Source organism: Pyxidicoccus sp. M6, assembly GCF_055568925.1.
The window spans coordinates 7,457,347-7,477,607 of sequence record NZ_CM145714.1; the positions used below are offsets into that span (position 1 = coordinate 7,457,347).

A 20,261-nucleotide genomic window follows, 5' to 3' on the forward strand; every position below is an offset into this window, starting at 1 on the left:
GCAGGCCCTACCCGCCTCACGTCAGCGCGTCTTCGAGCGGTGGGCCCGCTGCTGGCTGGCGTGAGCTGTAGAGCGACGCAGCGGACGCGTCATGCGGTAGGCGATACGGCCTCCACCTCACCAGCGGTGCTTGCGACGGGGTGGCAAGATGTAACGCCTGAGCTGTTCACGCAGTCGGCGCAAGTGCGCGGGGATGGCCCCCGAGCTGGCGCGCCCGTTTCTCAAAGCCAGCCTGCTTCGCGGGCGATACGGAAGGCTTCAACGCGGTTGCCTGCATTGAGCTTGCTGATCGCTTCCGAAAGATAGTTGCGTACCGTTCCCTCGGACAGCGACAGCTGCTTCGCGATATCGGCGCCGCTGCGGCCTTCGCCTGCCAGCCTCAGCACCTGTCGTTCGCGCTCGCTCAGCGGGTCTTCCCCTCCGCTCCAGCTTGCCACCGCCAGCTCCGGCGCGATGGCCCTGCCGCCCGAATGCACCGTACGGATGGCGGCCGCCAGCGATTCGGACGGGGCATCCTTCAGCAGATAGCCGCGCACACCGGCCGCCATGGCGCGGCGCAGGTAGCCGGAACGCGCAAAGGTTGTCACGATGATGACACGCGCGGCAACATGCCGTTCGGCCAGCGCGGCGGCCAGCTCGAGGCCCGTCATCTGCGGCATTTCGATATCGGTCAGGACAATGTCCGGCGATAGCTGCGCACACATGGCAAGCGCTTCCTGTCCGTTGCGCGCCTGTCCTACCACATCAAGGTCGGCTTCCAGCTTGAGCAGTGCCGCAAGCGCGCCAAGCACCAGCGACTGGTCTTCTGCAATCAGTACGCGAATCATGCGATACCCCTCGTTGGCAGGCGCAGTTCGAGCGAGAGCCCGCGCGCCACTTCCACCCGCAGCTGACCACCCAATGAGGCAACGCGCTCCTGCATGCCGCGCAGGCCATTGCCCTGCTCCAGCGCCTGCAGTGAATCGAGCTTCCTTCCGTCATCCCTGATATGGCAGACCACCACGCCGTCCTGCAGGGTCACACTGACCTCGCAACGCTTTGCATCCGCGTGGCGCAGGATATTGGTGACCGCTTCGCGCAACGACAGCGATAGGACGCTCTCCGCCGTGGCGGGCATGGTAAAGGCCTGGATGTTGGCGTCCAGCGTTACATTCGCGGCGGCCAGTGCGGCACGCGCCTGCGCCAGCTCGTGCGCGAATCCGGTCTGGCGGTAGCCGCTGACGGCGCTGCGTACTTCAGCCAGCGCCTGCCGTGCATTGTTTTCAATGTCCTTGAGCTCACAGCGGGAGGCTTCGACATCACGGTCCAGCAGGCGGCCTGCCAGTTCTGCCTTCAGCGTAATCAGCGATAGCGTATGCCCCAGCAGGTCATGCATGTCGCGCGAGATGCGTTCACGCTCGGCGATGCGGGCCAGGTGTTCCACTTCCTCCTGCTTGCGCAGCAACTGCCGCTGCTTGCGCTTGAGCGTGGCGTCCATCACGCTGGCGATGCCCACCGGCGCACCGACCGCAAGCGTGGGCAGGAGGAAGCTGAGCGGCAAGTCGACCGACAGCGCAATCAGCGCCGCACCGCACAGGATGAGCGCAAGCGCGCCGTACGCGTAGCGCCGGTTCTCGATTCCCGCACACATGCCGGAAGCAAAGATGAAGAACGTGCAGGCGCCGAAGTTGAACGGCGCCCAGACCACGCCCAACGCGAAGGTTGCGAGCAACACGGGGAGAAGGCGCCTGTTGCGCAACCAGAAGCTGGAACAGTACATCGGCACGAAGACGATGACCGTCAGCGCCAGCATCGCCAGCTCCAGCATGGATGGCCGGATGTAGAAGTACTTCCACACGAAGAAATTCAGCGACAGCAGCCACAGATACGGCGCCTTGCCTACCGAAGGCGGCATCCATGGCCCCGCCAGCAATCGCCGTATCCTGTCCATGCGGTTCTCCTTATTCTTCCGTGAGGCGGACGTCGGCGATCTGGAATTGATAGTCGCCCGGCTTGGGGCCGGCGTTGAACGCAATCAGGGTGAGCGCGCTGGCATCCACCCCCTTGAAGGCCGACAGTGGCATCACAACCTCGGCCCATGCCTTGCCTGCCGTGAATGGCTGGCTGATAGGGATTGTCACTCCCTTCGACATCATCGACACCGAGTAGCTCTGGCCGTCGCCGCGCACGCGGAAGCGGAGCACCTTGGCGGCGCTCAGGTCCACCGCCTGCATGGGCTCCGAGCCCGGAATGAAGGAAATGCCGGCCCACGGGTAGGCGAAGCCCGGGCGCACGTTCGCGTTCACTTCCGCCGCGTGCTGGCCGTCAGCCTCCACAAAGGCCACCTTTGAAATCGACTTCCCGCCCATGACGCTGTCGGTGGAAGGCATCCAGCCGATGCCGAAGGGACTGCCAGGCTTCTGTTGAGTGAAGAGGCTGATGCGGCCTTCCGGCGGCAGTGCCAGGGCCATGCCCTCCTGGGTGCTGGCTTCCTCTGCCACGGCCTTCAACCGCGCGGCACGCAGCGGTGAAACCGGCGTGCCGTCCTTCCACACCTCGACAATGCGGCGCGTCGCGCCGATATCCGCCGTGGGGTCGCCCTCTACCAGCAGCAGGTCGGCCTTGTAGCCTTTGGCGATGCGGCCGCGCTGGGGCAGGCGGAAGGCCTGGGCGGGTACGCTGGTTGCGGCGGCCAGCACTTCGGACGGAGTCATGCCTGCCTGCGTCATCGACAGCAGCTCATGGTGCAGGCTGGCGCCATACTGGGTGCCTGCATTGCCCGCGTCGGTCCCGGCCAGCAGCATGACACCTGCGCCGCGCAGCGCCTTCACCACGGCGCGCGGAGCACGCAGCTTCTCGGGCTGCGGGGTATGCCCATAGCTGGCCTTCAGGGACGGCACCTGCTCCTTCAGCAGCAGCCCCATCAGCGAGCGGTCATCCAGCACATCCTGTTCCTGCACGCCTGCGATACTTTCCATGACGCTGAAGGTCGGGATGATGAAGGCCTTGCGGCTGCGAGCCAACTTCGTAAATGCCGCCAGGTCGCCCGGCGCGATGTTTTCGCCCACGAAGAGGTGCACCAGCCCATCGGCGCCCGCTTCGAGCGCGGAGCGCGCGCTGGCCAGCGTGGCAATATGGACCACCGCCAGCTTGCCGCGGCGGTGCGCAGCATCCACCAGCGCCTTCAGGGTCGGCAAGTCGAGGCTGGGCATCGGATGCGCGTCGTCGCCCGATTCCAGCACGATCTTGATGAAAGCGGAGCCCTCGGCGATGCGGTCATCGACCCAGCCCTGCGCTTGTTCCGGCCGGGTCAGCGTGGGGATGGGAATACCGTACTCGGTGCCGTGGCCGCCCGGCGCCGTGGCGAGCGTGCCGGCGGAGAACAGGTCCGCGCGGTCGTGGTTCTCGCCGCGCTGCATGCGCGCCGTCATCTCCTGCATGATGGAGACGCCAGTGAACATGTCGATCTGGGTGGTGACGCCGAACAGGAGCGGCAGGTCCAGATAGCGGTAGGCATGCACGTGCGAGTCGATCAGGCCCGGCATCAGCGTGCGGCCCTTGCCTTCGATGAGGGTGGTATCCGCACGCGGCTCTCCGCGGAAGTCGGGATCGGCGATCCTGGTGCCGTCGATCAGCACATTGCGGTGTTCGTGCGTGCGCTTTCCGTCGAACACGCGCACATCGCGGATCAGCGTGGTGGCGGCGAATGCGGGCAGCGCCGCGCTGAGGGTGGCAGCCAGAAGCAGTGGTTTGAACATCTTCTTCTCCCTGAGGCCTGGTGGGAGAAGTGTCCGGGGGCGGTCTCTCGGCCGCCAGAGCAGAAAGCCATCCATCCAGCATGACAAATGTCATCAGCCGGGTGGCGGCGGCAATGCGGGGGTGCGGGTGGTGGCGCCGCGGTGCGGGTTGGCGAAGGCCAGCGAATCCAGCGCTTCGTCCCTGGCAAGGCGCGACTCCGGTAGATGGACGGTCAGCCGTGCGCCGCCGCGCAGACCTTGTTGCGGCCGGTGTTCTTCGCGGCATAGAGCGCCTGGTCGCCGCGGGACAGCAACTGGTCGAGCCCTTCGCCCGGGAGCCACTCCGCCACGCCCACGCTGACCGTGAACGAGAGCGCCTTCCCGACCTCGGGCACCACGGCCTCCGCGAGGGATTGCCGCAGCCGCTCGGCCACCCGCAGCGCCCCTTCCGCGCCGGTCTCCGGCAGGACGATGGCGAACTCCTCGCCGCCCAGCCGCCCGAGCACGTCCACGCTGCGCAGCGCGTTCTGGCAGGTACGCGCCAGCGTGCGGATGACCGCGTCCCCCACCGGGTGGCCATGTGTGTCGTTGATGCTCTTGAAACGGTCGATGTCCACCATCAGCAGCGAGACCGGGCGTGTGCCGCGGCGCGCGCGGCCGAGCTCGTGCTCGGCCAGTTGCAGGAAGCTGCGCCGGTTGTGCGCCCCGGTGAGCGAGTCGCGCGTGGCCAGCACCTTGAGGTCCAGCTCCAGCCGGAAGGAGCGCCGGGAGAGCCGCTCCGAGAGCGCCGCCAGGATGACGCCCGCCGTGGTCCCCGAGACGAGGAACACGTTCACCGCGAAGAAGAAGAGGCTGCTTGCCCCCAAGACGAGCCCGAGCACGTTCACCACCGCGAGCAGGAGTCCATGGCTGGTGAGCGCCTGGCGCAGCGAGGTGGTCAGCGCCGCGAGCATCACCACCATCAGGAGCAGCGACCCCACCGCGAGCATCTCTCCGAAGAGCAAGCCCACCGAGAGCCGGGTCACCGCCGCGGCCCCCATCCCCACACCCGCCAGCAGCAGCAGCTCCGCCCGCGCCCGCGTCGGCTCCCAGCGCGCGAGCAGGTGCAGCACGAGGTACGCCCCCACCGCCAGAAGCCGCACCGCCATGTTGCGGCCCAGCTTCCCGGGGTCGAGCTGGTAGTCCAACCCCATGAAGGCGAGGAAGAGCGTCGCGGCCACCAGGAAGGTCCAGCGCAGCTTCGCCTGGAGCTCGCGCGAGCCCCGCTCCGCGTAGCGCTGCTCCTCCTCGGTGGAGAACACCGTATCCATCCCTGTGCGCCCCCCAGTAGCCGAGAAAGCTCAGCACATCCGCGCTCAGAACCACCACCATATCTTCTCGAGGTTGGGGTCGGCCCAGCGGATCGCCCGGGTGGCTATCGCGCCTCGGGGGCGGAGGGCTTGCGGCGCCGAGCCGGGGGTGGATTGCGGTAGCTATCGCCCTCGATGACCAGGACGTGGGCATGGTGGAGCAGCCGGTCCATGGCGGCACTGGCCATCAGCGGGTCGCCGAAGAGCGGCGGCCACTCTTCAATGGCGCGGTTGGAGGCGATGACGGTGCTGCGCCGCTCGTACCTCTGGCGGACCACCTCGTAGAGGTCCACCGGCTCATCCTGCGTCAGGCTCCGCAGGCCGAGGTCATCGATGATGAGCAAGTCAGGTTCCGCTTGGCCGACCCCGTTACGAACAGCTTGGGTGACCCGGCTGCGATCCATTACCCCGGCCCGTCACACCTCTGTGCCGATGTACTACAGCCCCGCGCTGCGTACGCGCCGCCGGTCCGGCGTATCTGTCGGACTGAGCAGGTATTACATGGTTTTGTTTCCCACTTGGGAAGCACATCCAGGAGGCGCACGCGATGGGGAGACGCCGGTGGGTGGGGGTTCTGTTGCTGTGGCTCTGGCCGGGGCTGACAGGGGCCTCGGAGCCTTCCACGGAGGATGGCGCGTCATCTGCTCCGGCCTCTCCGCTCCGGCCCTGGCACGTCCTGACGCGCCTGGAGACGGCGACGCTGGCGCTGCTTCCCCGGGCCGGGACTGGTGAGGGGGAAGGTTTCGCGCAGGTAGAGCCGACCGTCATTCTCGACGGAGGCCCGGGCTTGGGCGTCAGCGTGGGCGCTCCCGTGCGGCTGCGACTCTGGGGCGGTGGCGAAGGCGCGGAGGTGGTGCGGCGGGAGGACTGGGACAGCCTCTCGGACTGGGGCCAGTTCGTGCGCGCCCTCAAGCTGGGCAGTGACGCGGCCCCCGTGGCGCTGTGGCTGGGGCCCCTGGAGGGCTTCCACCTGCTCTCCGGCCACCTCGTGCGGCGCTACTCCAACAGGAGCAATCCCGACTACCACCCGGCAGGCGCGCTCCTCACCGCGAAGCTGGCGCCGCTCTACGTGGAGGCATTCGCGTCAGACGTGTTGGGGGCTCGCCTCGTGGGGGCGGAAATCGAGCTGGACGTGCAGCACGTCCTCTTCGGCCCGCCTCGCCAGAAGGGGCGCTACACGTTGGCGCTTTCCGCCGTGCATGACTGGGGCCGGGCTGGAGGACGCGCGCCCCCGGTGACGCTGGCGCACCTGGACGCGACGGCGGTGGTGCTCGTGAGGCGCGGCTTCGAGCTGCATGCGCTTACAGGCTGGGGAGGACGGACTGGCGAGGGCGGCGCATGGGGCGCGGTGGCGGGGCTTGGCGCGGATGCTGTCACCCCCACGCTGGACTTGCTGGCGCGGTTGGAGGTGCGCAGGCAGCATGGCGGCTTCCGGCAGGGCTTCTTCGGCCCGGACTACGAGCTGGCGCGCTTCCGTGCAGCGGGCTCCGAGGGTGCGCCGCTCGCTGAATCGCCCTTCCCAGATGGCTTCTCCGTCTACGGGGAGGCGGTGGTGGGCTGGGATGCGGTGTGGCTCGGAGACGTGGCGCAACGTCACCTGCGGCTCTCGCTGGGGGCGGAGGCGTTTGGTTGGGGGCGCCTGGACGTGGACGGAAGGCTCGCGGTGCAGCTTGCCCGCCGTAACGTCGAGTTGGCTGTGAAGGGGCTCGCGGTGGGCATGGGCCAGCCCGGAGCCCGTTACCTCGTTTCAGGTGAGGCGCGCTGGCGCTTCACCGAGGGGAGGTTCTACGCCACCGGACAGGGCGGCACGTTGCTGTTCCCCACGGTGGACGGGGCGCTACGCCTGGGAGCGTTCGCGTCCGTGGGCCTGGGGGTGGACCATGCGCGCTGAGCCGCTGGGTAAGTGGCTGGTCGTGGTGGCTGCCGCGTGGCTTTGCGCCGGGTGCGCCACACTGGCGCCGCTGCACGGCTCGGGCACCGCATCGGAGCCATCGTCTCACGTGCCCCGCGCCATCACGTTGCAGCGTGGCTCGGGTGGGTTGCAACCGCTGGCGGGGGCAGACGAGCGCCTGCGCCATCGCCGCTCAGTGCGAATACCTGCAGGCACGGCGGTGGACGTGGGCGACATGGGCGTGCTCGCGGCGGAAACCGGCCCGCTGGAGGTGGACGCCTTCGAGAAGCTGCTGGTGTACGCGGGACTGGAACCTACCGGGGATTTGCCCCTGCGCGTCAACCCGCTCACGCCGGAGGAAGCGGCCCGGGTGCTGGCGCTGCTGCTCCAGAAGCCCGTGACCCTCGGCAACTTCCCCCCGCGCATGGCGGCGGCTCACCTGATGCGCGAGGTGCTGGAGCACGGCGAGGCGTCGCGCGAGGAATTGCTGGGCCGGGTAGAGCGCTTCGCGCGTGTCGCGGTGCTGCGGCCGGACGGCTATCTGGCGTGGGCACGCAACGGACGCACGCAGCAGAAGGTGTCCCCGGTGGAGTGGAGAGACGGCGTATTTCGTGCGGGCCTCTTCGAGCTGGGGCGCTTCTACGTGAGCAACGGCTCCGTCTTCCGGCTCGCGAACGAGCGGCTGGAGCCGGTGGACAGCGAACTGTTCGTGGAGGTGTACGACGACGCGGATGTCACCAGCCGTACGCTGGACGGAGCGGAAGAGGCGTTCGTCGAACTGTACCACGCGCTGGGCCAGCTCTTGACGCATCCGCTGGACAGCCTCGCGGCGCTGCGCAACCTCCCGGCGGGAGTGGCGGCCCTCATTGCCTCCTCGCCCGAGTATTGGGAACGCTTCCGGTACATGACGGCAGGCGAGCAGATGAAGGCCGTCGCCAAGCTGACGACGAACCTCATCGCGACCTGGGGCACGGCTTCGGCCACGACTCGAACGCTGGGAGGACTGATGGCCGGTGCCGAAGCCGGCGTGCCGGTGCTGTCGCTCTCGGCCGAGGGAGCGCTGGTCATTGAACGCATTGCCGTGCCGGTGGGACAGGCCGCGTCGGTGCTCAGCGGCGGCCCCGGAGCGGCGCTCATCCTCCAGCGCGCCAACACGGCGTCGAAGGGCTCGGCACCTGCCAACGGGCCCGGGCAGTGGGGACCCGCGAAGGAGTCGATGAAGCCCCGCGCCCGGCGCTATCAGGAGCAGATTACGGGACACTCCGCCGATGATGCCTACTGGGTCGGCGGCATGAGCACGCAGGCCGGCGGCGTGAAATTCGACGGCTTCAAGGGCGGAGTCTTGCTGGAGGCCAAGGGGCCCGGTTATGCGAAATTCTTTGAAGACCTTGACCCGAAGCGGTGGTTCAGGAACTCGGGAGCCCGGCAGCTCATCGAACAGGCCCAGCGACAGATCGAAAAGGTTCGTGGCTCGGGCATCCGGATTGAGTGGCACGTGGCCGAAGCCGATGCCGCGAAGGCCATCCGGAGGCTCCTGGACGGGGCCGGCGTAGAAGGCATAAAGGTCGTCCACACCCCGGCGACTTGAGTGGAGCGCATCATGGCCAAGAGACCGACAGCCGAAGCCTACTATGCAGGTGCGTACTGGGGACCGCGCAAGGAAACGCCGGAGGAGTGCGCCAAGCGCGCTGCGAACTTCCTCAACCTCCTGGCCCCGTGGGACCCGCTCCTCGCCGAATGGTACAGGCCGGCCAAGTCACTCAAGGACGCGCGCACACACCCGCTCATGCCACCCGACGTTACGACCCTCGCCGAATTGTTCCGGAGCGGCGTCAATCGCGAGCGCGGAGGACCGGCCATCGAGCAACTGGGCTTTACTTTCTGGTTCGACAACGGGGGCCCGGATGCGGATTGCGCTGCCCTGCGCATCACGTGCGGCGCGTACTCGGAAGCGGTTCCCAACTCGTGCGTGATGACGCTCCCAAAGCGCGGACCGAATGCGGACAGGCTCCAAACCGCCCGCGTGTTGGCGGGGGTGGTACAAAGCATGGCGTTGGCCTGGGACCCTGACTGGTGTGTCTCTACGTCATGGGACCACCGCGAACTTCTCTCAGACGAAGGCAGAACCGGAACGTTCGTGGGATGGGTCACGTATCTGTCGCGGGGTCGCGGTGCGGTGCCGCCACTTCCAGTTCCGGTACGCATCGAACCGGTCGAGGATAGGGGCACGCTCATCGTCCTGACGCCTGAGCGCTTCACGGTTGCGAACCCGGAGCATTTGGCGCTGGCGCGGCGCGTGCGCGAGCTGCTGGCACGGGTCGGACTCATGCAGCCTGTCACGCCCTGACTCACCATGGCTCCGTGGGATGGAAGGGCCGCCGTGTGCCCCTCCAGCGTGGTTCGAGGCGGCACACCAGGGAACGGTGCGGGACGACAGGGTGGGACGACGGGGCCAGTGGAGAGGCCGTGGAGCCCCTACGACACGCGAAGCGCGCATCGCTCCCGGGCCGGAAGGCCGTTCCTACGGGTATGCTCTGGCCACGATGACCGAGAAGCCCAACCGACTGAAGCCAAGCCCAGAAACGCTCCGTGAGCTGCATCTGAAGTCTGGCAACCTGTGCGCGTTTCCTGGCTGCAACAGCCTGCTGATGGATTCAGACGGAACGTACATAAGCCAGTTGTGTCACATCGAGGCAGCTGAAGATGGGGGCGAGCGCTTCAACACCGCGATGACGAACGAGGAGCGGCGCTCCGTCAAGAACCTGATGCTGATGTGCTACGCGCACCATCAGGTGACGAACGATGTCGAGCAGTACCCTGTCGACAGGCTGCGCCGCATCAAAGAGGACCACGAGCGGCGATTCGCTGGCTCCGAGCGCTCGGAGGAACCGCTGCTCGGCTTCCCCGGAATGCCTGCTCGGCATGCCCGGAACGGCTGCTCACCTTGCTCCGGAATCGCTGCTCGGCTTGGCCCGGAATCGGTGCTCACCATGCCCCGGAACACGCACTTCCACCGGCTCGCGCGAGGTCATCGCCCCCAGCGCGTATTGCGCCGCCGCCCGCCGCACGTCCCGGTCGCTCCACTTCGAGTCTACGGCGAAGTGCAACAGCCGTTGGTGCATGGCATCCACCCGTCCGGGGTCCGGGCATGCGCGGGCGGCGATGGGCTCGACGCTCTTGCGCTCCCCGTCTCCCAGCAGGCCCATGGCATAGAGGGCGAACGAGCCACGCCGGCTCTTCTCGCCGAGCACGTCGCCGATTCGCTGGAAGCACCTCTCAATCCGCGGCACGGCAGCGGCATTCATGAAGGAGTCCATACCTACTTCATGAGTAGGTCGCCGAGCGCACAACGCAATGGTAGCCAAGGGCGCGCACCCCTCAGTCGCTCGCTCCCCCGCATACCCCTAACGCAGTAGTGTTAGTCGGGTCGCATGTGCCCTCAATGTGCCCCTCCAGCGTGGTTTGAGGCGGCACACGGGGGAACGGCGTGGGATGGGGCGGGATGGCGGACCCGAGGGAAATCAATGCGATAGCGGGTAACAGCGCGTCCTGCTTGAGGGTTCCTATCGCCCTGCCCACGGGTTCAAGTCCCGTACTCCTCGCGAGAGGAAGCGCAGCAATCTCAACGCCCTGCTTCAGACCCTACGGTAAGGCGTGCCCGAAAAACCCTCGGCGAGCATTGTGTCGGCGGGCACGAGGTAGGGGTTGGCGGCAGGCTCGAGCGCGCGCAGGAAGCCATCCCATGCGGCACGGTCGGAGGCGTCGTCGTTCGGCACGGTGAGAGTCTCGAACCAGTCGCGTGGCACCGGGCGCTCGTTTCCGTGGTCGATCACCTTCACCTTGCGGTCCGGACGCGCGCCGGCCGGGCAGTTGGCGGCCAGGGCGACCAGCGTTCGTTGCAACCAGGGTTTGAATCCACAGTCAGGAGGCAGGACATGGAGCGCCAGTGCTGCGCACTTGCCGGCCTCGGTCACCATCCGCGGGCGGCCCTTCTTGAACACGAAGTGCAGGTCCTGGATGCGAATCAGTGCGTCCTGACGTGGGCCGTCCGGATTGCCCCGGTTCATCACCGCACTCGTCACGCCGTCGTAGTCGAGGCTGCGCGAGTACGCCACCGCGGCAGTCGAAGCCCATGCCGCCTCCAACCGGTACAACAGGTCGGTGATGTCGGTCAGGCCGTCGAGCCGCCAAGCAACCCACTCGATGCAGGCCAGGCCCACGGCGGCCCTGCCCTTGTAGTTCACCTGCGTGAGGACATCGGCCACGTGGCCGGGGATGTTGTCCGGGTTGTCGAGCGCGAAGGAGACCTCGGTGCCAAAACGGAATGTGAGCGGCGCCATGGAAATCGAAGCCGGAATATGAACGGGGCGCTTCAGCACGGGTCGTTCCTCGGCAGTGGGTTGGAGCGGAGCAGTACCATGGCGCGTGCCCGCCGAGGGTGTTAGACGCGGGCCGGCCGCCCGCTTTCACGACTTCGGAATGGACCGCGATGCACTACTTGAGCCTCACGGGTGAATTCAAAGCCTCCCACGCAGTCACCTTCCCGGACGGCCAGCGCGAGCCCCTGCACACGCACGACTGGTGGGTCCGCGTCTGGGTGAAGGCGCGAGCGCTGAACCATTGGGACGTCATCATCGACTTCAAGGACCTCCAGACCGTCATCGACCGGGTGTGCCGGGAGCTGCACGACACGAACATCAACGAGCACCCCTACTTCAAGACGGTGAACTGCACGGCCGAGCGCGTCACGGAGTACGTCTTCAAGCAGGTGGCATCGGGCCTGCCCGAGGGCGTCACCCTCGACCGGGTGCACCTGCGCCGGACGGGCGGCGAGCTCCCCGAGGCCGAGTACGCGTATGCGAGGGACTGATAGAAACACTCCTTCCATGGCGTCTCCTGGTCTCCCCTCCCCCTCCCCCCTGGACCCCGTTTCCGGAAGTGGGGGCGTCCGTGTGAAGGTCGAGGGCCTGCGTCGCACCTTCCCAGGCAACGTCCCCGTGCTGACGGGGCTGGACCTGGACGTGGCGCCCGGCTCGTTCGTGGCGCTGCTCGGTCCCTCCGGGTGCGGCAAGTCCACGCTGCTGCGGCTGGTGGCCGGGCTGGACCGCGCCGAGGCCGGGCACATCTCCTTCACCCCGACGCTGGAGCGCACCCAGGGCGAGCGCGCCCCCATCGCCTACGTCTTCCAGGACGCGCACCTGCTGCCCTGGCGCTCGGTGCTGGACAACGCGGCGCTGCCGCTGGAGCTGACCGGCGTGTCGAAACCGGAGCGGCAGGCCGCCGCGCGCGCCGTGCTCGAGCAGGTGGGGCTCGGTGATGCCACCGACCGCTACCCGGCGGAGCTGTCCGGCGGCATGCGCATGCGCGTGTCCCTGGCACGCGCGCTCGTCACCCACCCCCGGCTGCTGCTGCTGGACGAGCCCTTCGCCGCCCTGGACGAGCTGACGCGCGGCCGGCTGGATGATCAACTCCGCGCGCTGTGGCGCAAGCTGGGGATGACCGTGCTCTTCGTCACCCACTCCATCTCCGAAGCCGCCTACCTGGCCGAGCGGGCCGTGGTCCTGTCGCGACGGCCCGCGCGCGTGGTGCTGGACCGGACGCTGGAGCTGCCAGGTGAGCGCGACGCGTCCCTGCGCACCGAGGCGTCCTTCGCCCGCGAGGCCCGCCTGCTCAACGAGGCCCTGGAACAAGGAGAGCGCTGGTGAACCGCTCGACCCTTCGCGCGGCAATCCCTCCACTGGTGGCGCTCGTCGTCATGCTGACCCTCTGGGAAGGCACGGTGCGCCTGCTGGACGTTCCGCGCTGGCTGGTGCCGCCGCCCTCGGACATTGGTGCCGTGGGGGCCAGGGAGGCGTCCTCGCTCCTCGGCGCGGCGGTCACCACGGGCCGCTCCGCCCTGGTGGGCTTCGGGTTGAGCGCGGTGCTGGGGGTGCTCGTGGCGGTCCTCCTGGCCTCGTCGCGGATGGTGGAGCGCGCCCTCTACCCCTACACCCTCTTCCTGCAGACAGTGCCCATCGTGGCCATCGCCCCCCTGCTGGTGCTGTGGTTCGGCGCGGGCCCCCGGGCCGTCGCGGTGTCGTCCTTCATCGTCTCGCTCTTCCCGGTCATCGCCAACACGCTCACCGGGCTGCGCTCGGTGGAGCCCTCGCTCCGGGACATGTTCCGCCTCTATGGCGCGCGGCGGCTCGCCACGCTGTGGAAGCTGGAGCTGCCCGCGGCGATGCCACACCTGTTCACGGGGCTGCGCATCGCCTCGGGCCTGTCCGTCATCGGCGCCATCGTCGGCGAGTTCGTCGCCGGCTTCTCCGAGGGCACCGCGGGGCTGGGAATCCTCGTCCTGGCCGCGTACCGTCAGCTGCGCACGGATCTGCTGTTCGCCGCGGTGCTGGCGGCCTCGGGGCTGGGCCTGGTGTTGTTCGGTGCGGTGAGCCTCACCGGTGCCCGGCTGCTGCGGCGCTGGCACCCGTCGGCGCAGGGAACATGAATCGCTTGGGAGGAAGCTGAACGTGAGCGGACGCCTCGTGAAACTGTTGGGTTGCGCGTTGCTTCTCGTGACCGCTGGCGCCTGTTCGCGCCAGAAGGAGGAGCCCAAGCCGGGCCCGCAGGCCGCCACGGGAGCCAGCACCGCCCCGGCGGAGCCGGCCGCTCCGGCCAAGGTGAAGCTGGCGCTCAACTGGGTGCCGGAGCCCGAGTTCGGCGGCTTCTATGCGGCGCGGGAGTCGGGGGCCTTCGCCCGCCATGGGCTCGAGGTGGAAATCCTCGGCGGCGGAGCCGGCGCCCCCGTGCAGCAGATGGTGGCCACCGGCCAGGTGGAGTTCGGCATCAGCGGTGCCGACGAGATACTCACCGCGCGAGCCCGAGGCCTGGACGTACTTCCGCTGTTCGCGGTGTACCAGACGTCACCGCACGCCATCATGGCCCACGCCTCTCGCGGGGCGAAGAGCATCGCGGACGTGCTGTCCTCGGGCACGGTGGCGCTGGAGCCGGGCCTCTCCTACGTGGCCTTCCTCAAGAAGAAGTACAGCTTCGACAAGGTGAAGGTCGTGCCCTACGACGGGGGCGTCGCGCGCTTCCTGGCGGACAAGAACTTCGCCCAGCAGTGCTTCGTCACCGCCGAGCCCATCGCCGCGAAGCGGCAGGGCGCCACACCGGCGGTGTTCCTGGTGGCCGAGGAGGGCTTCAACCCGTACCTCGCCGTGGTCATCACCCGGCGCCAGTACTGGAAGGAGCAGCCCGAGCGGGTGAAGGCCTTCGTGGCTGCGGTGCGCGAGGGGTGGCGGGCCTACCTGGACAACCCGGGGCCCACCAACGCGGTGATGGGCAAGCTGAACACGACGATGGACGCGGAGACGTTCGCGGCGGCGGCCGAGGCGCAGAAGCCGCTCATCGAGACGGAGGAGACGCGGGCCCGGGGACTGGGCACGATGAGCCGCAAGCGGTGGGAGCAGCTGGCCCAGCAGCTCGTGGAGCTGGGCCTCGTCGAGAAGGCGCCCTCCGCGGACGAGTTCCTGCTGCCGGAGTTCACCGGCTCACGCGATTGAAGAGGCGCGGAGCCGTGTCAGCCGAGAGCCGACAGAAGCACAAGCTCATCGACTACTTCTCCAGGCTGTCCCCGCTCTCGGAGGAGGAGGCCCGGGCGATTCTGGACAGCATGGTGGTGCGGACCTTCAGGAAGGGCACCGTCCTCCTGGAGCAGGGACAGGTCTGCACCGAGTGCTACTTCGTCCTGGAAGGCTGTGTCCGGCAGTACTCGCTGGTGGACGGCGAGGAGCGCAGCAACGGCTTCTTCACGGAAGAGCAGTGGGTGCTCTCCCTGAGCAGCTTCGTGAACAAGACTCCCGCCGAGCACTTCCTCGTCTGTGCCGAGGACACCACGCTGGTCGTGGGCAATGAGCAGAAGGAGAACGACCTCTACGCGCGCTTCCCGCGCTTCGAGTCCATCTCCCGGCGCGCCATGGAGCAGGTGCTCGCCGAGCAGCAGGACCGCCTGGCCTCGTACCTCACCGACACACCGGAGCAGCGCTACCTGCGGCTCGTCGAGAAGCGTCCCGACCTCCTCCAGCGCATTCCGCAGTACCAGCTGGCCAGCTACGTCGGCGTGAAGCCCGAGTCCCTGAGCCGCATCCGCAAGCGCCTCGCGTCCCGGGGCGGACGTCCTACGCCTCGGCGGGGCGGGTGACGGGCCGGAAGCCCTTCGCCATCAGCCAGCCGCCCAGGACCAGCTCGAACACTCCCCCCGGCAGCGAGAGGAGGGTGCCCACGCGGAGTCCGAGGAGCTCCAGGACACACCCCAGCGCCAGCAGGGCGTAACCCGCCACTCCGAGCAGGGCCAGGGACGACGGGGCCAGGCCGGAGCGGAACAGCAGCACGCAGAACGCCACGCTGCCCGTGCCGAGCACGAGCATGGCGAGCTGGTAGGCCCAGAAGTTTCCTCGCTCGAGGAGCTTCGTCAGGGTCAGCAGCTCCCGCATCTCGGAAGCGCCGAGAGCGTGCGCACCTTCACCGAGGTGAAGGATGGAGATCAGGAGGAGAATCCCCACGGTCAGCAGCAGCGCCTCCATCACTCTCGTGCAGAGATAGGCCAGGGCGACGTCCGGGTGGTGCCTCCTGCCGATGGGGAAGAAGAGCACGCCGATTCCCACCACCATCACGGAGTCGAGCAACATGAGCAGTGCGCCGGCGACGTATTGGGTGCGGTGCTCGATGATCAGGCCCAAGGGGTCCGCGCCCTCCAGCAGCGAGCCGATGAGGGCGGAGCCGATTCCGTAGGTGAAGAAGGGAAGGATGAAGAGCAGCCCCACGATCCTGCCGGGCTTGTGATTGGCCGTGTTCATGTCGAGGCTCGCTGTCGGGTGGCAACGTTGTGGCCTCGAAAGTAGGAGGAGCCTCCGCCCGACTCATTGACTCGGGTCAAGAAACGAAGGCCCTCGCGGTGGATGCGGAGCAGACGGCTCGCAATCCCGTCGGGGCGTACGGCTACCGTGGCGAAGCGCTCGGCGGAGTTGCGCCGCGGCAACGTGTGGAGGATATCCCGGAGCGGCACGGGCAACCCTTCCGCCGCACGCACTGTGCTGTGAGTCGCGGGCGGGCGAGTGACGGTTGAGAAGCCATCGGAGGGTATGGATGGGCGTCAGCATGGGCGCCGGAGTTCAACGACCTCGCGAGGAATCTCCTCGCGCGCGGTGCGGACCGCCGGGCCATAAACGGAGGCCGCGGAACAATGTACACTGTGCGCCACCGTGGACTTGCCGCTCATCTTCATCAGCTACTCACGCCATGATTCGGATGCACTCGACAAGGTCGTAAGACAGCTCCGGGTCCTGGAGAACCAGGGGCTCGCGCGGATATGGATCGATCAGCGGATGGAGCCAGGCGACGACTGGCGTCCAGCGATTCGCGAGGCCATCGAGCGCGCGAGCATCGCGGTCCTGCTCATCTCCGAGAACTTCTTTGGCTCGGAGTTCATCCTGAAGCACGAACTGCCACGACTGCTGGAGCGCAGCCGTCAGGGAAAGCTCCGGCTCGTCCCGGTGCTGCTCTCACCCTGCGACTGGAAGGCGGTTGACTGGCTCGAGACGCTCAATCTCTGGCCAAGAGGCGGGAGCCCGCTCTTGAGCGGGCGGAGTCCGGAGGAAATCCAAGAAGAGCTCGCCGATCTCACCCAGTGTATTCGTGGGCTCTTGTCCAAGCAGAGGCCCCAGGAGCAGCCTCCGCCGGACATGCTCCAGTTCCTCCAACTCCACGCGGAACGCATCCGGCGGGTGGATTGGGAAGAGAACTGGTCGGCTCCCGTGGAGGTGGCCTGGAGCGAGTCTCACTTCACCGACCTTGAAGCCGAGGTGGAGCCCGAGGAGCAGGAGCCCCTGCTCCCTCGTCTGTTCGAAGGGCGCCGCCTGCGAAGGGAGCAGCGGCTTGCGCGTGCGTTGGTCCGCTCACGGGAGCGGTTCATCATCCTCGAAGGTGCTCCGGGGGCTGGAAAGAGCGTTGTCCTCCGGCAGGTCGCACGGGAGCTCCTCAAGGGGGCGATAGAGACTGTCCGGAAGGGAGGACGTCAGCCCCTCAGGGTCGCGCTCTATCTCCCACTTCGCGGCTTTCGTCCGGAGGCCAGGCCCGACGCGGACGCTGTCCGACGGTTCGTTCTCGATTCGCTGGGAGCAGATGCCGCGCTCCTTCGTGACTCACTCGGCAGACCCGAGAGTCACCTGCAGTGGCTCTTCCTCTTCGATGCCTTCGACGAGATACCGGCCGTATTGTCCTCGACCGGAGACGACAACGCGGTCCGGGACTACGCGTATGCGCTGAACGACTTCATCATCCGGACCCCGGGGTGCAGTGCCATGGTGGGGTCGCGCCACTTTCGCGGGCCCACCCGGTTCGGGTGGACGAAATACCGGATTCTCCCACTCGATGATGAGCGGCGTGCCAAGCTGACGAAGCGCTACCTCCACGATGGTAGGAAGGTGGAGCAGTTACTTGGCTGGCTGGATTCGTCGGCGAAGGGGCTGCCGGTCTTCGGAACGAACCCGCTCCTGCTGGCCATGCTTTGCGCGTGGTTCGAGCAGGAGAACAAGCCTCCCGGCCATCCGCACGAGGTCTTCAACAGATTCCTCGACCAGCGGCTCTCTCGTCACGCGGGAGAACTCAGGACACGCGGGCTCACGCCTGGTGACGTCCGGAAGGCGGCGGAGGCCCTGGCCTTCTGCATGTCGGCGGATACGAGCCTGGGGATGGAGCCGACACACGGGGAACTGGCGGATTCGCTCCGACGGCATTCTCTGCCAGCCGAGTCGCTCCCCGACGTCCTGGAGGTCTTGGGTGAACTCAGGCTCGCGAAGCGCGGGACCGACTCTGGAGGTCAGCCGTCGTTCGCCTTCGTGCATCGCCGGTTCCAGGAGTTCCTCGCCACTCGCTGGGTTCAAGCCGAGCCAGCGCGGATCTCCACGGAGTTGTTGTTCAGCGATTACCGTTGGCGCGAGACGTGCGTGGTGCTGCTGCAGACGGCGAGCAACCCCTATGTCGAGGAGTTGCTCGCGCAGGCGGAAGCGACGCTCGATGAGGTGCTCGAGCTCTTGCAGTCGGATGATGAAAGTCCAGAAGAGCAGGCCGCGACGTCCCCGGAACAGCAGGATGAGGACGCGCCGGAGGGAGGAATCTATGGCGTGTGGCCGGATGGGGTCCGGCATCTCCTCGAGCTTCTCCAGGAAGGATTGCGCGAGCGCCTCCACGAGGTTCCCACTTCGCTCCGCGAGACGATTGGAGAGTTGGTTCACCTCGCATACAACGAGGGGAGCCTGGTGGATCAGCGTGACGCGCTCGATGTGGCAGGGCTCGTTCCGGCGCCGGAACTCGAGGGTTTGCTGATTTCGGCATTCGACAGCCAGAGTCAGGTACTAACAGATGTCGCCTACATGCAGGCCTCCTGGCTTCGACGTCTGCCCGAGCCAATCGTTGATGCGGTGAGAGGCATGCTCGTGGAGCGTGAAAGGTCAGGCCAGCTGTCGCGGCTTTGGCATCGCACGTTGGTGGAGGTCTCACGTCTGCCGGATTCCGGTGAGCTCATCCAGCTTGTTCAGCTGCTCCGACGGGCTGCGTGGGTGCGGAGCTGCTTGTACGTCGGATGGCTGCTGGTCACATTGGTGCTGTCCGCCCAATACGAGCCACCTGCCTCGAAGGTGCCGGGAGTGAGCACCAGGCCGTTTGGGCTTGTCATGTCTGTCGGCTGGGTGTTGCTGCAGTTGCCTTGGCGCAGGCAGAGGGAGACAGTAAGAGGAAAGCGCCCCGCGGAGGATCCGGAGGACTTCGACCTCATGGTTGTAATGCGCGCGGGAATGGAAGGCACGGCGCTCCTGTGTGGCGCGGCGCTGATCGGAATTCCCGAGTGGTTGATCTTTCCGATGGCATTCGCAGTGGTCTCCTGGGATGCCTATGTCTATCTGGCCTGCCGCAAGGGGAAGTGGACGACAGCCTGGTTCTTGTGTCCGTTTTGGTTTGGGTTGGTTCGAAAGTCTGTATGGAGGCTTGGGGGACGGATATTGAGTGTCATCCTGCCGGGCGCCGGCTTGATGCTGCTGTTGGGGTGGTGGCTCTTTTCACGCCAGCCAGACCTCGCACTGGGGATTTTCGGCGTGTTGATGGTCGCTGTGTATGTTTTTGAGTTCATGCAGTTCAAACGGCGCCTTCCGGCGCGCCTTCGCAGGCGCAAGCTCTGGAAGCGGGTCGAGCAGATAGGCGCCAATGCGCTGGATCCGGAAGAACTCATCCATTGGCTGTCGCAGTTCGAGTCGGGCGAGGATGGTGCTCGATTCATCCGAATGATGCGTACACGCAGCGCGGTTCGACCAATGCGCATTGGGGTGCTGAGCGATGCCATCGCAGAGCGCGCCTCGGAGTGGAGCGTCGAGGTGGTCGACGAACTGTACTGGCTGATGACCGCACTGCAAGCCAGGCGCGAGGTGGCCTCGGACCAGGGTCCGACAGAGGAGAGGGCCGCCTCGTAGAGCAGGAGAAGCCGCTACCCCGCCCACTTCCGCCGCTCGCGCTTGCGGCGCGGCTCCGGCGGCTTCGGCTGGGGCGGTTCCTTCAGCTCATCCGGCACGGGCAGTGACAGCGACGGCCGAGTGGCAGGTAGGGGCGTCCCATCCGCGGCCACACACCGTCTACTGCCTGCTCCGTGGGCAGCGCAGGCCTTGCCACGCACCTGAGGGGAGCGCAGCCTGGGCAGGCGTCTACCCCCCAAGGGGCTACGCGGCCTGTCCACCGACCGGGAGCATCGATCAGGCGGCCCGTCAGCTGCCCTCCTCGGCCCCTCCGCACCAGCCCTCCCCCTCAACAGTGCCCCTATCCGACTTATGCGTGCCGGCAAGGCGACCCGTTGATGGCCAAATCCGCGAGGTGCGGAACATCGCGGTAGCACCGTCAACACCGTCCGTCGCTGCACGGGCCGCAGCAGCGAAGCGCCGGGCATGAGATGGCGCGTGTCGGGGCCGGCTCCTCGCCGAGAGGAGCAAACATTTGCGCCGATGAGGCAGTCCTCGCCTTGGCGAGGAACTGTTGCGGAGGCCGGGAGCGACCGGCGGCGTCAAGGACGCGCGGTAGTGCGCTGCGGAGCGCGGGCGGTGAGTTCCTCGGCTGCCGCGGCGAAGCGCTCGGCGGAGTTGCGCTGCGGCAACGTGTGGAGGATGTCCCGGAGCAGCACGGGCAACCCATCTGCCACGCGCGCTGTGCTGTGAGTCGCGGGCGGGCGAGTGACGGTTGAGAAGCCCTCGGAGGGTATGGGCTTCAGCATGGGCGCTGGAGTTCAACAAC

General features: G+C 67.3%; 17 protein-coding genes and 1 pseudogene. 9 read left to right on the top strand and 9 right to left on the bottom strand.

Annotated features, from left to right (window positions below):
* Positions 1-221 precede the first annotated feature (221 nt).
* The 5 genes from ACVTJA_RS29275 to ACVTJA_RS29295 all read right to left on the bottom strand — a co-directional run bounded on the left by ACVTJA_RS29275 (position 222) and on the right by ACVTJA_RS29295 (position 5,409).
* Positions 222-827 carry a response regulator gene (locus tag ACVTJA_RS29275; protein WP_465824582.1) on the bottom strand — a complete coding sequence of 202 codons (606 nt, stop codon included), beginning with the start codon at positions 825-827 and terminating at the stop codon, positions 222-224.
* Positions 824-1,930, bottom strand: coding sequence for a sensor histidine kinase (locus ACVTJA_RS29280; protein ID WP_465824584.1), 1,107 nt, complete (start codon positions 1,928-1,930; stop codon positions 824-826). The genes ACVTJA_RS29275 and ACVTJA_RS29280 overlap by 4 nt, the downstream gene beginning before the upstream one ends.
* Before the next feature lie 10 nt (positions 1,931-1,940).
* Entirely contained in the window at positions 1,941-3,737 is a 1,797-nt protein-coding gene (locus tag ACVTJA_RS29285; protein WP_465824586.1) for a CIA30 family protein, read from the bottom strand.
* Between the two features lie 212 nt (positions 3,738-3,949).
* Complete coding sequence (locus ACVTJA_RS29290) at positions 3,950-5,026, bottom strand: GGDEF domain-containing protein (protein WP_465824589.1); 1,077 nt, start codon at positions 5,024-5,026, stop codon at positions 3,950-3,952.
* Positions 5,027-5,130: 104 nt separating this feature from the next.
* Complete coding sequence (locus ACVTJA_RS29295; protein WP_465824593.1) at positions 5,131-5,409, bottom strand: ATP-binding protein; 279 nt, start codon at positions 5,407-5,409, stop codon at positions 5,131-5,133.
* A 203-nt stretch (positions 5,410-5,612) separates the two neighbouring features.
* Here ACVTJA_RS29295 and ACVTJA_RS29300 point away from each other — a divergent pair, with 203 nt between their 5' ends.
* From ACVTJA_RS29300 to ACVTJA_RS29310, 3 genes are all read left to right on the top strand, one after another.
* Positions 5,613-6,956, top strand: a complete 1,344-nt coding sequence (locus ACVTJA_RS29300) for a hypothetical protein (RefSeq protein ID WP_465824595.1) — start codon at positions 5,613-5,615, stop codon at positions 6,954-6,956.
* Positions 6,957-7,152: 196 nt separating this feature from the next.
* Entirely contained in the window at positions 7,153-8,544 is a 1,392-nt protein-coding gene (locus tag ACVTJA_RS29305) for a Tox-REase-5 domain-containing protein (protein WP_465824596.1), read from the top strand.
* Between the two features lie 12 nt (positions 8,545-8,556).
* Complete coding sequence (locus tag ACVTJA_RS29310) at positions 8,557-9,303, top strand: immunity 52 family protein (protein WP_465824600.1); 747 nt, start codon at positions 8,557-8,559, stop codon at positions 9,301-9,303.
* Between the two features lie 307 nt (positions 9,304-9,610).
* Here the strand turns inward: ACVTJA_RS29310 and ACVTJA_RS29315 are convergent, their stop codons facing one another.
* The 3 genes and pseudogenes from ACVTJA_RS29315 to ACVTJA_RS29325 all read right to left on the bottom strand — a co-directional run bounded on the left by ACVTJA_RS29315 (position 9,611) and on the right by ACVTJA_RS29325 (position 11,335).
* Entirely contained in the window at positions 9,611-9,880 is a 270-nt protein-coding gene (locus tag ACVTJA_RS29315; protein ID WP_465824602.1) for a hypothetical protein, read from the bottom strand.
* An 84-nt stretch (positions 9,881-9,964) separates the two neighbouring features.
* A pseudogene (locus tag ACVTJA_RS29320) lies at positions 9,965-10,261 on the bottom strand (transposase); the annotation flags it as partial.
* 330 nt (positions 10,262-10,591) lie between these two features.
* Complete coding sequence (locus ACVTJA_RS29325) at positions 10,592-11,335, bottom strand: hypothetical protein (RefSeq protein WP_465824604.1); 744 nt, start codon at positions 11,333-11,335, stop codon at positions 10,592-10,594.
* 110 nt (positions 11,336-11,445) lie between these two features.
* On the opposite strand from ACVTJA_RS29325, the gene ACVTJA_RS29330 reads away from it, so the two are divergent.
* The 5 genes from ACVTJA_RS29330 (at position 11,446) to ACVTJA_RS29350 (ending at position 15,135) form a co-directional block, all read left to right on the top strand.
* Entirely contained in the window at positions 11,446-11,826 is a 381-nt protein-coding gene (locus tag ACVTJA_RS29330; protein ID WP_465824606.1) for a 6-pyruvoyl trahydropterin synthase family protein, read from the top strand.
* Positions 11,827-11,908: 82 nt separating this feature from the next.
* The gene (locus tag ACVTJA_RS29335; RefSeq protein WP_465824608.1) at positions 11,909-12,661 is read left to right on the top strand and encodes an ABC transporter ATP-binding protein; all 753 of its coding nucleotides are present in this window, start codon (positions 11,909-11,911) and stop codon (positions 12,659-12,661) included.
* Positions 12,658-13,440 carry an ABC transporter permease gene (locus ACVTJA_RS29340; RefSeq protein WP_465824610.1) on the top strand — a complete coding sequence of 261 codons (783 nt, stop codon included), beginning with the start codon at positions 12,658-12,660 and terminating at the stop codon, positions 13,438-13,440. The genes ACVTJA_RS29335 and ACVTJA_RS29340 overlap by 4 nt, the downstream gene beginning before the upstream one ends.
* A 22-nt stretch (positions 13,441-13,462) precedes the next feature.
* Positions 13,463-14,497, top strand: coding sequence for an ABC transporter substrate-binding protein (locus tag ACVTJA_RS29345; RefSeq protein WP_465824612.1), 1,035 nt, complete (start codon positions 13,463-13,465; stop codon positions 14,495-14,497).
* Between the two features lie 14 nt (positions 14,498-14,511).
* Positions 14,512-15,135: a Crp/Fnr family transcriptional regulator gene (locus tag ACVTJA_RS29350; RefSeq protein WP_465824613.1), complete on the top strand. Its 624-nt coding sequence runs from the start codon at positions 14,512-14,514 to the stop codon at positions 15,133-15,135.
* Here ACVTJA_RS29350 and ACVTJA_RS29355 read toward each other — a convergent pair.
* Entirely contained in the window at positions 15,113-15,790 is a 678-nt protein-coding gene (locus ACVTJA_RS29355; protein ID WP_465824615.1) for a DUF4386 domain-containing protein, read from the bottom strand. The two genes, ACVTJA_RS29350 and ACVTJA_RS29355, sit on opposite strands and share 23 nt — an antisense overlap.
* A 405-nt stretch (positions 15,791-16,195) precedes the next feature.
* On the opposite strand from ACVTJA_RS29355, the gene ACVTJA_RS29360 reads away from it, so the two are divergent.
* The gene (locus tag ACVTJA_RS29360; RefSeq protein WP_465824617.1) at positions 16,196-19,453 is read left to right on the top strand and encodes a TIR domain-containing protein; all 3,258 of its coding nucleotides are present in this window, start codon (positions 16,196-16,198) and stop codon (positions 19,451-19,453) included.
* Positions 19,454-20,261 lie beyond the last annotated feature (808 nt).